This is a genomic window from Bacillus sp. FSL R7-0685 (assembly GCF_038002425.1).
Lineage (GTDB): Bacteria > Bacillota > Bacilli > Bacillales > Bacillaceae > Bacillus > Bacillus subtilis.
Genome location: NZ_JBBOCN010000002.1, coordinates 1 through 11,617, shown reverse-complemented (window position 1 = coordinate 11,617; position 11,617 = coordinate 1). Strand labels below are relative to the sequence as shown.

The window sequence follows — 11,617 nt, the reverse complement described above, 5'->3', positions numbered from 1 at the left end:
GCCGATAATGACCGCACCGATAATCGCGACAATAGGAACGATCCATACTGCGTCAGACATATGCCGACACTCCTTTCGCAGCTTTCGTAAGCTTGCGCTTCAATTCGAAGGACTCGGTAGGTAATTCATCGATCCGCATCTGAACCGCATTGATTCGCGCTTGGTACGCCATCTTTTTCGCTTTTGATCTCGTTTGTTGAAGCTCGGCCGTCAGCTGCGCAATTTCTTCGTGAAGTTTTCCGATATATTTTTCGTTATTTAGAACCGCAGCTTCAACGTTTCTTCTCATTTCGTTAAACGACGCATGTAGAAATTCTATTGCGGTATACTTTTCCGGAGGATGCACCGTAACAACATGATCGTTATATAGATCTAAAAGGATAACCGCGCCACTCCCGCCATACATGCGAGCTTCATTACCTCTAGTGTCTACGGTTATTCCGAGGTACTTAGCACGTTCTAATTTAGTCGCGATCCACTCTCGCGCTGATACCTGATCCGTGATATTGAAATGCTTCTTAAGACGTTGGCGAGCGTGATATGAAAACGTAACCTGTTCGGCCGTAATCATCCGACGCGCACCGCCTTAATGGCCGGATAGTAATCGGCCGGATCTTCGTCGTGCGGCCATGCGCCTTGGTAAATAAATTCGGTAAGTTTGCGCTCATCTAGCGCGATTAGCGTTTGGATTTCGTTAAGATTGGGTAAATTTGAAGTAGTCATAGTACGTTAGCCTCCGTTTAAATTGAGATTATCGTACTAGGTCGCGGGGATGCGTTCGTAAAGTGTTCGCTTGAATCTGTTGCCAACAGATTGTATTATAGAGGAGTAACGAACGTCCTCGGACCTAGTTACGTATTGCGTTTTTATACAGCTAGAAAAGCGTTAAGTTCGCCGTATTGAGAAGCGTCGTAGTTTTTCGATAACTTACGAATTTCTCTTGTTACGGTGTAATGGTGAACACCTAGCTTACGTCCAATTTGCCGGGCGCTAGGTTGTTCTGACGAAAGATGCTCTTTAACGATTGCCGTCGTTAAAGCATCCGAGTTCTTAGTCAGGGCCTTGATAAGTTGCCGCTTATCTTGGTCCGTTTTTATTTCTCCGGTGATTTTAGATATAACGTGCTCCTCAATTTCGACTACCTCGCTGGATTCGAATGTTGCCGCATTCTCTTCCGCTGTGTGATCGAGTGGAATACGCCTCTTCGCATAGGTTCCGTTCCTCTCACGAGCTGTATCGATGGCTTCACGCGATAGATGAAGTTTAAAGTGCTTTTCTACCTCCCGCGTTTTACTCTTATCGAAGTTCTCAACAATCCACCAAATTTTTTCGTTTAAGGCGCTGATTATCTCGTCAAAAAGTATCGGACAATTCCTTCCATATCTTTTCGCGAGATTTTTCACCAACATTTGAAATGTTTCAAATATCTGATTAAATGAATTCGGATTAGCGTTTGTCTGAAAATCATCGATTAATAATATTAAGTTTTCGTTGTTCAGCAAGTATCATTTCCCCTTTCAATATTAACTGCGTATCGATTAGACATTTGGCACAGCTTTTTTTAAAAATTTTATAAGTTTTTCTTCCATGTCCATATATTAGCATGATTAGTCTTTGAATTTTCTGAAAGTGAACAAGGTTTAAATTCTCTATAATTGTTCACACGTGTATACATTTATATATGAAAAAAGCCGCCTTTCGGCGACTCTTAATGTTAACCTCCTATAATGTTTATTGCCAATTCCTCTGACTTTGTTTCAGCAGATAAATGATTAAGCGCTGACCCTCCTGCTACAAGAATTCCTAACACTGAAACAACTAATAAAATCTTTTTCAAATAAAACCTCTCCTTTTGAATTGTTTTTTCTCAAATTCGCAAGAGATTTAATGAAATCAGAATTCTCTCCGGCCTCCATCAAATCCCTTACAATTATAACTGCGTAATAAAGGTTTGAATTGGCAACGAAATCATGAAACTTTTTGTACAAATTCTCAACTTTTTTTTCTTTTTTGCTTCTCAGGTAATCAAGAAGATCTAAATCTCCAACCTTTTTTACCTTCGCTTCAGCCTCATCATAAGGTATTTTACCCTCTCTGTAATCATGTACAGCAACAATTGACTCGTCAGCGTCTTCACTTAATTCCTGAGAAAGCAATAATTTTGCCATGTCTAAGTTGTATTTGGCTACAGTTAAAATTAATTCTGATCCAGTTTCTGCCGCTTTCTTGCAGCTCTTCTCTAAGTAATAGATACACTCTTGGTGATTATTCATGAGGTAAGACATTCCTAAAACATAATACGCGTCTGACTCCGCTCTTTTATTTATGTTGGCCTCTAATATAATACTAGCATACCGCCTAGCATCTTCCAAATTGTTCAAAAACAAATTTGTTAGTGAGAGGACTTCAGACAAACGGAAAAGGAAGCACTCTTTTAAGAATAGTCTGGTTTTATCACTTAGGTTCTTTATCTCCTGCTCTACGCAAGCAGCTTTATCAATTAAGTAAGAAAATTGACGCTTATGCAGTAGACCGATGCACTTGTAAATATCAATTAGTATTTTTAGGGAAGAATCATTGATGGACTTTAAATCTAAGAGCGCTTGTTCCATTTTATTGAATTTCGTTTGACCTGTCATGTACTTATAAATAAATGAATAAACTCGTACATATTGGCCTATAACACCTTTTTCATACTCGTGCTTGTCCAGTAAGCTCTTTAGTAATTGTACATCACGGATTACTGCTGCGTACTCAAATGCGTTCTTTATGCAATCGTCAGTCTGCAGTCTTAGGCACCAGTCTTTCATTCTAATTCTGTAATTTTCCGAATCAACGAGTAGGGCGAGTTTCAAAATATTCCTAAAAGTAAGATATCTCTGTCCACTTTTTAAATAATACAACTGTCTTGTAGATATCCCCAAAAAATCAGCAACTGTTCTGTCATCCAAGTCATCTCTATCCTCAATTTTGTTAAACAAGAATTCTCTTACATCTTCCATGTAATTCACCCCGAATTTAATTAATGAATGACTTTTATTCCCCGATTAAGTATAATTGAAGTATAATAAAAATGTTCAGACATGTAAACATTTTTCTAGGAGGATTTTTAAAAATGGTCGATTTTTCACCCTTATTCAAGACTTTAGAAGAGAAAGAAATGAAATTAAGTGAATTAAGGAAAGTCATTAGTCCTGCAACGCAGGCAAGTATAAAAGAAAACCATAGACAATCTAATCTAAAGATGTACGTCGGCACAATTGAGAAAATATGCCTTTTCTTAGATGTACCGGTTGAGAAAGTCATTAAGATTGTCAAGGAATAAATATTGGTAATTGATTCATTCATAAGTTAAAATGTTACGGACACCTTTACGAATGGAGGTGTTTATTACGTTTAAGGTCGGCAAATGCCGGATACCCGAATTATGCAAAGATATCGGAATTGAACACGCACAACTCGCAGCCAAGGTCGGACTAGATAAATCGCGTATTTCCGATTACGCCAGTCTTCGCAATATACCGAATATCGAGCTCGCCTATAATATCGCTCGTGCACTCGGCTGTAGACTCGAAGACTTATACGAATGGGTAGAGGTATCCGGCGACGAAACGGAGGGCTAGAACCTCCGGCCGACCTGAAGTTCGGAAATTCCCGAACCGACACGTAATGTAGGACGTACGCCCTCCGCACGATCATAAACGTTTCTCAACGCCTCTGCACCGCGCTTTACCAATAGTTCATTAGCGTCTTTCACCTCCGTTATATAACCGTGCGCAAGCCGCACCTTTCCGTTTAAATAACGCTCAATCGCCGCACGTAATTTATCGCCAGCTTTGTCGTTATCTGTAACTACCGTTAAATATTCGATAGGTGACTGTGTAATTATGTCCGCCTTTTTCAAATTAAATGCACTGCCGCCGGTTCCAATCGCAGGTACCCCCACCGAACGCCACGCCATAGCATCGATTTCCGCCTCGCAGATCACCGCGTGCCTTAGCCGCTGCGCATAAACGAGGTCCATTCCGTAGACTAAATCGCGAATAGGCCAGCCGCCTTTTACGTACCAAAAAGCCTTGCCGCGCGTTGAACGATATTTCACGTTAGCGAGACGCCCGTTCGGCAACCGCCACGGAATTGCGACCGCATTACCTACAAGACCCACGCCGGCCTCGCGCTGTACTTCAGCCGCTATACCGCGTCCGGTTAGATAATCGTTAGGTCCGACCTGAACGTCCACCAGCAAAGATTCCGGTAAAGGTTCCGGTTTGGTTACGACCTTAAGTTTCGGAAGACGAAGCGTTAGGCGCCCGTCTTTAGCCGTTGGTGCATACGTTTCCAATAAGTAATCGATAGTCTCTTCTTCGGTTTCAGCGCGGAGGAAAGCGAGTAATTTAACGAACCCACCGCGCGCAAACTCGGCATCATACGCGCCTGAATCGCCCCAGTAGCCGGCTTTTGCTGACGATGTGTCTTCGAGATAAACGTAGAAGCTCGGCGTACGATCGTAACGGAACGGACTGGCTGCGAGCAACCGATCTTCCGTCCATGTAGGCCGCGTCCATTCGAATTGTTCGAGTTCATATCGGATATCTACGTCGACGTGGCGTCCGTTTAGTATTAAAGTCGGCATGCGAACACCTCCTAAAGATGTATTTGTAAAACATATTACACGAATGTTACATTTTATACAGTCGTAATTTGTCGAAACTATTCAGAATTTTATATGAAATTCTTTCCAGTCTAGAAATCGAACTGTGCGGCCGCTGCTTCTCCGGCTTCTGGCTGCTTTACGACGCCGATTTGCGGTAGGTAGATGATCTCCGCGGACTCTCCTTCGCCGCCATCGCGCCCTTTATTTAAGCCGATCATGCCGCGCCCTTCCTTTGCGTTCGTATCAACCGCGATCAATAGCGCAGCATCTTCGAGCAAGGCTTTCGTTTTCTTAACGTCCTTACGCTGCGATAGTTTAAGTTCTCGCTCGCCATCTTCGCCCGCCTTTTCGTCTTCCTCGTCCGCCTGGGTAAGAGCAAATATAGTCGCCTTTGTATGGCCCGCTAAACGGCGTAGCTTTTGCGAAGTATTGGCCGCATCTCCGCCCGCCGTCTTTGACGTATTGGCTTCGTAGTCTAAATAATAAAATGGATCTACGAGCACAACGTCGGCTTTCGTTTCGATAATGTCCGATTTCAGATCGCGCAATGTTCGGGAGCCAAAATCTTCGTCATCTACAGCGCGTACCGTAATGTTGCCCGGCAGTATATCGTTAAGCTGTCCGAGGAATTCCATAAAGCCCGCTTCGAATTCTTCGTTCAGGTTACCTTGGCGGACGTCTCGCGAATTAAATCCGGCTTCCATATTGACGCCGTTAAGAGTCGCAGTCGTAACGCCAAGGCTTCCGGAAATTGAAACGTACAGGCGCACTAGGACCTCGTACCATCCCATCTCCATCGACCAAATAAGAACGTTCGCGCCTTGCATCGCACAGTTAACGACTTCCTCTAGCGCAATGGCCGATTTACCGCGCCCCGACTTACCGTAAATAACGTAGACGTTAGACGATACATAGCCGCCCATAGCCCGATTAATAAAGTCGAACTTACTCCGCCAGATCCGGAAGGACTCGCCGGCCTTGCGGTTTTCGTATTCGGCTTTGAATTTATCGATGTCGCGCTTGATGTCCGTCCCAACCGAATTTCGAACGTTTGTTCTCATTTTAAGACTTTCTGACTGCTCCGTCAACCACTCGAAGAAACTTCCCATATCGCCGCTTTTTTGCGCTTCAATAAATCGTTTTTCGAGTTGCGGTTCCTGCACTTGGCGGCCAGTTTCCGGATCGATCCGACCGCTAACAAGCTCGATAAATTGGCGTTCTGCCGCCCGGTCCTTAAGGTTTTTCGCGAGATAATCCCAGCTGGCCTCGATACTAAAGTCCGGTTCGAATTCCGGAACTTCATGCGTAACCATTTCGGCAGTCGGCGCCTGACCTCGGTGCTGCTCGGCGTATTGCATGACATACCGGAAGGCTTTGCGTTCGCCTTGCGTTGGTAAGTCGTTTTCAGCGATATTGAAGCGCAACAGAGCGTTCGGGTCGTTCGCTTCGATGGCTTTCGATATTAGTAAAGTTCCGTAGTTCATGGGCGATCCTTCCTTCCCCATCGTATAGTTATTTGTTGAGGTCTCGCGATAAACCAAAAACCGTCATGACTTACGTGATACCCTCGTTCTCGCAATTCTTTTATTAATTCCGTCACTTCTTCTCGAAATAGATGTGATACGAAATAGTAACATGCCTTATGTCCACTGTTAGATATGCGCTCGATTCTCTTATAAACAGTCTTTCGCGATTCAGAGATAATCTGTTCTCGTACCTGATTTGATCGATCTAGCGCTTCCTTCGCATTCATTGGCCCGCCTCCCGTCTCAATTTCGTCATCACACCGTCAGCCTTCGTTTTATACTCCGCATCCCCAAACGTCTCGTACAGGCGCATGTTATCGTTATATTCGTCCAGCAGCTCGTCAGTCTTCCGTCTATGTTTCGCCACCTCTTGCGCACTTGCTGCCCGCGCCGTCTTCGGAGTTTCCTTCGGTTCTTTTGCCATCCCAACCGCCTCCTCTTTCGTGTAGCCTATCCCGAGAATATAACCATCCGTAAAGTGCTGCGCCGTGCTCGTCGGCTCCGGATAGTTCGTCATGTCATACGTCATCAAGAAATCTTCCGCATGTGCCTTCCGACAGACCAAACGCAGATCATCGCTATCGGCTTCCAGCCATTCGCCGTTAATCGCGTCGGTCAACTCGAACTCGACGTATTCACTTACGCCCCACTCCTCGGTTCTCTTTATTTCGCTCCAAGACTCGACGTAGAAAATCCGATCTTTGTAGCCGTCTACTGCGACAATATCTCCGATAGCGAATTTCGGCTTCATCTACGCATCCCCCTTTTCGATTCGCCTACGAATTCAATCTCGCGGCACAGGTCGCCAATACGGTCGGCCAGCCGCTTTTCCTTGAAAACATCCGCCAACGAATCGAGCGCAATATTACTCGTATATATAGTCGGTAATTGATTCGTTACTCTTGCGTTTATTACGGCGTGTAGATAGCCACGAAATGCGGGCGTACAGTCTCGCACCCCTATGTCGTCTAACACCGCGAATGGCGCTGACATAGCGAGTTTCATCTTCCGTTGAAATTCCGCCATACCTTCGTCGTCATTCGCCATAGTCGCCAAGTTAAACTCTGTCTGCCATTCGTTAACATCGAGGAAATATGCCGGACGCTGTAACGGCGTTAAGTCCCGTCGCAATGAGCCGCTGTAGTGGACGCGCATCCATTCGTTAAGGAGCGCCGCCGCTGTCGTTGTTTTGCCAGTTCCGGTCTTTTCACTTACGAGGTACAGCGATTTGATGCGCTCGGCTGGCGATATTATTCCGGTCTCCTGGTCGAATTGGCGCTCGAAAGATTTAACGTAAGCTTCCGCCATAGTCGTTACGCTTTCTTTTATAACGGACGGCTTTCGTTCCTTTATATAAATGGAACCGCGCGCCGGCGAATTCTGTAGCGTCACGAGCCGATACTCACGCGGAAGTCCTGCCGCCGCCGACCGACCGCCGTTTCCACTGACGCCGTGCATTGCGATGAAATACGGACAGTGTTGCGTGCAGGCACCGCCGCCCGCCGCTTTGCATCCGTTAGCAAGTACGCAATTATTTTCGTTAGTCATATTCGCGGACCTCCTTTCGTTAGTTCTCAATAACGTTTATTACATGAATCTTTCCGGTTTCGCTATCTACGATAAGGTACACGGTGTAGTCCGAATCCTTTACGACACGTAGCGTTCCTTCGACGAAATCAAGATCGGTAGATACCTTCGCTGGATCGAAAATCATTCGCCCACCTCTTCGCGTGAGTCGTCGATAGTTCTACCGCCGTATTTACGCGCATCTTTCAAATATATTACTGAACCCCCGGAAAAAGGCGGCCAACTATCGTCTTCAATAACTAGTGCTTTGTTAACCCCGCTAACATCCGATATAAAATCGCCCACACGAACCTCAGTCGGCTGTGGCGCGTTCAAGTATTCGTCCGGCACCGCCAAGCCTAGCGCACGTCTTAGCGCGATTGCTTTACCGATATGGACGTTGAAGCAATCGGACGGTGCGGCTTTGGCGATTCCTTTTGCGTAGACATTCCCGGTGCGGACGCCTTTTAATAGCGCAACAACTGTCCGCTTATATCGATTTACTACGAACTCAACGTTACAGGTTGCGGAAGACCACTCTTCTATTTCATATCGCACGCCATCGCCGTAATTAGACAGCGCTTCAACATCCACCTTCGCCTGCTCAACGATTTCATCACGGCGGGCTTGGGCGGTCTTTTCCGGCTGCCATAAACGTTCCTCTAGCGTCGTACAAACCGGAGTCGTTACCGTATTTACATCGCCAGGGATAATAACAACGTCTTGATTCGTTTTTGCGTAGTGAACTACGAATCTATAAGAATATGCTCCGCCAATAACGATATCTCCAAAACGAGATTTATAACCGAAATATTTATCGTCCTTCTTTTCAAATACCGTATTCGCATTATTGATTACCGTTTGATTTACGCTTTTCATTTCGTCAGCCTCCTCGTTTTTAATTTCGTTATTTTCCGTCAAAACCACGTATTATCTACGCCCTCATTGCGCTCGGCTCTTTGCTGTTCGGCTTTTAATTCGTTAACAGCCCGCTGCAAGTTCCGTCCCATCCACTTTCGCATCCAACCGAAGCTGACGCCCGGCCATTCTAACGACGGTTTGTATTCCGCGAAACATAAATCGATAAAACGTTTCGTAATTTCCGGTCCATGTTCGCCTGGATTGCGTTTAGTTCCGACCCAACGACCGAGCATTCCCGCCTCCGCCTTCCATGGATCGCGAGTAGGCATCGGAACATAAGGGACGCCGTAGAGCCGTTCGTGCTCCGCTTTGAGGTACGCCTGGAAATCGCGCGTATTCCACTTGGCGACCGGTTTTGATTCATACGTTGTCATCTTCGTCACCTTCTTCGTGAATAAATTGACCGACATCGTCGTATAGCGAATTGATGGCACCGAATCGAATGTTACCTAGAGCGTCTTCTACCCGATCAAGAATTAAAGTTGCTTCGGCAAGTTTTCGTTCAAGCTGCGCAATGTGTTCGAGTAACGCCGGAATGTCTTGGCGTGCGTTTGCAATGAAGTCTGCGTATACATTTCCGCTAGTCATACAAACCGAATGAACTTCACAAGATCCCGGTGGATATTCGTAGGACACGTCTGTTCTATCCGAAACAAACCACCGCGCACCCCCAACCGCCTCAGTACGTTTACGGATTTCTTCGAGCTGTTCCTTCGTGATTGTCGGCTTCATTTTAGCGCCTCCTTTAAGTCATCGAGTGTTTCTTTCGCAAAGTATCGCCACTCCGGCATTGAGTCGTCCATTAGCGATATGTTTAAAGCAAGTGATCGCGCAAACAGCCCGGCCAGCTTCTTCCGATCTTCTTTCAACCGCTCATTCTCGCCAATCAAATCCGCCACAGCACAACGCAATCGTTTAACTTCTTCGGTCATGTTTTCGCCGCCTCTCCGCCGTTTTATCGTCTACCCTACCGATTGCCCTCGACCGTCAGTAACGCCGCTAATTCGGATCGATACGCACGTTTATTCGTGAGTATTTTCGTTATTAATAAGACCTAGCAATCGTTCGCTTTAGCTCACTCTTGCAGATATTATTTATCGCGATAAGATTCTATTGATTAATAAGTATCTGCGCGAAAGATTTTTAATTGAGCGCTATTATTTATTCTTTTTAAAGATATTCTTTTTAAAGATATTCTTTTTCAGTTACAGGATAGAAGGTTTATATATACAGAGCTGTAAGGTTATATCTACGCTTCTGTAAGTTTAGCTCGGAACTCTTTACCGAAAAGGGATTCGGCTCCTTCCGTTTCTTCTGCGATCTTTTTCAACGCTTCCGCAATTTTCGGCTCAGCCCACCGGAATTTCTCCCGATCTAACGGGTCATTGACGATGTAAACGATTTTGTCACGCCCACGACCGCTCGGCTTCGTCTCTATTTCGACTAGCCCTGCCTCTTTTAGTATCGTGTCGAGTATCTTAAGCGTCGAATACGAAAGGTTAAATTTTTCAGCAACACCTTTCCGGCCGCGCCACGACTTTCCATACTCGGAATCCTCGCGATTGTGTCTATAGCGTAGCAGAAACGTATAGTACAGCGTTGCCTTATCGCCTATATAACCGTGGTACAGATCGAATAGTTCGTGGTAAACCATCGAAAAGTTTTCGCGTGTGTTGCCGCTTCGTATGAATACGTTTGTCATGCCGCATCGACTCCTCTCTTCATTTTTATTTCCTCGGATTTTAGTTCCGCCAAAAACGAGTTTAATCGAGAAACCAGTTCGTTGTTTCCGTTTTTCAAAAGCGCCGGGATAAACTCGCTGATGTGTGTAAGAGTAACGTTAGGATGTTCGAAATTCCCTTCGGATTTTTTAGCGTAAATAATCGTAAGATGATCCGTATAGCGCAAATACTTGTCGATCGTTTTACTAGCGCGATTAAATGCGGTATTCTCGCTTAACTTAGCATCGATCCATTTAGTTCCGTCAACAATGAAATCCGGGATGCAGTCATAAATTCGCTTTTGTTCCTCGACCGATCCGGGATGTAGCGCCTTGAGAACTTCACCAACAAGCAACTCAAATTTGCGTCCCTTCGTTATATAGAAAGATGCGTAAGATTCGTTGATAAGTTCGTACGACAATCCCCATTCTTCGCATAATTTCCTAACACTATGGCCGTAATATTTCCGTAAGTAAGTTTCGATGTGCCACAGTTTATTTTCGTAAATATACTCACGTCTCAAACCGTATGGAAACGTATCTCTAACGTAGGCATCCAGCGCTTCCTTTTCGAGATTTTCAAGAACCCCTTTTCTGTATTCGCGAAACTTTGTATCCGAAATGTTGTACAATTCTTTTACTTCTTCGGAAATAAATTTGTTCTCGGATACGATATACTCGTCGTCGATGTAGAAACATCTTTCAATTTCCAGATAAGAAGGTTCTGCGACTTGTTCGTAGAGACCGTATGCAATTAGAGCGTTTTGCAAGCTACCGAAACATCGTTGTAGGTGTTTCATTACTGCGTGATAACTGTATTTTGAGGATTTCAATATCTCCTTTCTTAAATTAGTCACATCTATACCATCATCTATTAAGTTGTCTATAAGTAGTAACGCACTTTCTTGCTTCTGTGTGATATCCATCTTTTTCACCTCTCACCTATAACTGCGTATACACTTCCAGAATGGCACATCTTTTCTCGAAATTTATTCCCTCACTTATAGATGCGTAGGAACTTCGAAAAATGGACAAAAAAAATAACCGCCCAATATATGGACGGCAAAATTATTTGCGCTATAGCCTGTTTAGTAATACACTTATTTTGTAAGAACTAGTCAAATTCATCGCTATTGTGGCGAAAAATTCATCGGAACCGCAATGAATTAATTATCGGAATCGACGACAATTCATCGATCAATTCAACGCGATAAACGCCGTAAATTCAGC

The 11,617-nt window shown here is 44.8% G+C and carries 16 protein-coding genes; 2 read left to right on the top strand and 14 right to left on the bottom strand.

Translation table 11 applies throughout. From position 1 onward, the window contains the following. Positions 1-52: 52 nt before the first annotated feature. The 4 genes from MKY50_RS21320 to MKY50_RS21305 form a co-directional block, all read right to left on the bottom strand. The gene (locus MKY50_RS21320; RefSeq protein WP_341117413.1) at positions 53-571 is read right to left on the bottom strand and encodes a hypothetical protein; all 519 of its coding nucleotides are present in this window, start codon (positions 569-571) and stop codon (positions 53-55) included. Continuing rightward, complete coding sequence (locus tag MKY50_RS21315; protein ID WP_164972495.1) at positions 568-723, bottom strand: hypothetical protein; 156 nt, start codon at positions 721-723, stop codon at positions 568-570. Before MKY50_RS21315 ends, MKY50_RS21320 begins: the two co-directional genes overlap by 4 nt. Positions 724-866: 143 nt before the next feature. Next, positions 867-1,502, bottom strand: a complete 636-nt coding sequence (locus MKY50_RS21310) for a hypothetical protein (RefSeq protein ID WP_341117410.1) — start codon at positions 1,500-1,502, stop codon at positions 867-869. A 270-nt stretch (positions 1,503-1,772) separates the two neighbouring features. After that, entirely contained in the window at positions 1,773-3,002 is a 1,230-nt protein-coding gene (locus tag MKY50_RS21305; protein WP_341117408.1) for an AimR family lysis-lysogeny pheromone receptor, read from the bottom strand. 113 nt (positions 3,003-3,115) lie between these two features. Between MKY50_RS21305 and MKY50_RS21300 the strand changes: the two genes are divergently transcribed. Beyond that, entirely contained in the window at positions 3,116-3,325 is a 210-nt protein-coding gene (locus tag MKY50_RS21300; protein WP_129110688.1) for a helix-turn-helix domain-containing protein, read from the top strand. Between the two features lie 52 nt (positions 3,326-3,377). After that, positions 3,378-3,623: a helix-turn-helix transcriptional regulator gene (locus MKY50_RS21295; protein WP_041056610.1), complete on the top strand. Its 246-nt coding sequence runs from the start codon at positions 3,378-3,380 to the stop codon at positions 3,621-3,623. Here the strand turns inward: MKY50_RS21295 and MKY50_RS21290 are convergent. From MKY50_RS21290 to MKY50_RS21245, 10 genes are all read right to left on the bottom strand, one after another. After that, positions 3,620-4,633 (bottom strand): toprim domain-containing protein, encoded by a 1,014-nt coding sequence (locus MKY50_RS21290; protein ID WP_341117405.1) that lies wholly within the window; start codon positions 4,631-4,633, stop codon positions 3,620-3,622. The two genes, MKY50_RS21295 and MKY50_RS21290, sit on opposite strands and share 4 nt — an antisense overlap. A 110-nt stretch (positions 4,634-4,743) precedes the next feature. Continuing rightward, a complete protein-coding gene (locus tag MKY50_RS21285; protein ID WP_341117403.1) occupies positions 4,744-6,138 on the bottom strand; it encodes a DnaB-like helicase C-terminal domain-containing protein in 1,395 nt (464 codons plus the stop codon). Between the two features lie 265 nt (positions 6,139-6,403). Then, complete coding sequence (locus MKY50_RS21280) at positions 6,404-6,799, bottom strand: hypothetical protein (protein ID WP_341117401.1); 396 nt, start codon at positions 6,797-6,799, stop codon at positions 6,404-6,406. Positions 6,800-6,927: 128 nt separating this feature from the next. Then, positions 6,928-7,728, bottom strand: coding sequence for an ATP-binding protein (locus MKY50_RS21275; protein ID WP_341117398.1), 801 nt, complete (start codon positions 7,726-7,728; stop codon positions 6,928-6,930). 162 nt (positions 7,729-7,890) lie between these two features. Continuing rightward, positions 7,891-8,625 carry a hypothetical protein gene (locus tag MKY50_RS21270; RefSeq protein ID WP_341117397.1) on the bottom strand — a complete coding sequence of 245 codons (735 nt, stop codon included), beginning with the start codon at positions 8,623-8,625 and terminating at the stop codon, positions 7,891-7,893. A 38-nt stretch (positions 8,626-8,663) separates the two neighbouring features. Continuing rightward, the gene (locus MKY50_RS21265) at positions 8,664-8,936 is read right to left on the bottom strand and encodes a hypothetical protein (RefSeq protein WP_341117396.1); all 273 of its coding nucleotides are present in this window, start codon (positions 8,934-8,936) and stop codon (positions 8,664-8,666) included. A 91-nt stretch (positions 8,937-9,027) separates the two neighbouring features. Continuing rightward, the gene (locus tag MKY50_RS21260; protein WP_341117395.1) at positions 9,028-9,255 is read right to left on the bottom strand and encodes a hypothetical protein; all 228 of its coding nucleotides are present in this window, start codon (positions 9,253-9,255) and stop codon (positions 9,028-9,030) included. A 140-nt stretch (positions 9,256-9,395) separates the two neighbouring features. Continuing rightward, positions 9,396-9,599 carry a hypothetical protein gene (locus MKY50_RS21255; protein ID WP_148981574.1) on the bottom strand — a complete coding sequence of 68 codons (204 nt, stop codon included), beginning with the start codon at positions 9,597-9,599 and terminating at the stop codon, positions 9,396-9,398. A gap of 317 nt (positions 9,600-9,916) precedes the next feature. Further along, the gene (locus tag MKY50_RS21250) at positions 9,917-10,369 is read right to left on the bottom strand and encodes a hypothetical protein (protein WP_341117393.1); all 453 of its coding nucleotides are present in this window, start codon (positions 10,367-10,369) and stop codon (positions 9,917-9,919) included. After that, positions 10,366-11,313, bottom strand: coding sequence for a hypothetical protein (locus MKY50_RS21245; RefSeq protein WP_341117392.1), 948 nt, complete (start codon positions 11,311-11,313; stop codon positions 10,366-10,368). The genes MKY50_RS21250 and MKY50_RS21245 overlap by 4 nt, the downstream gene beginning before the upstream one ends. Between the last annotated feature and the right edge of the window lie 304 nt (positions 11,314-11,617).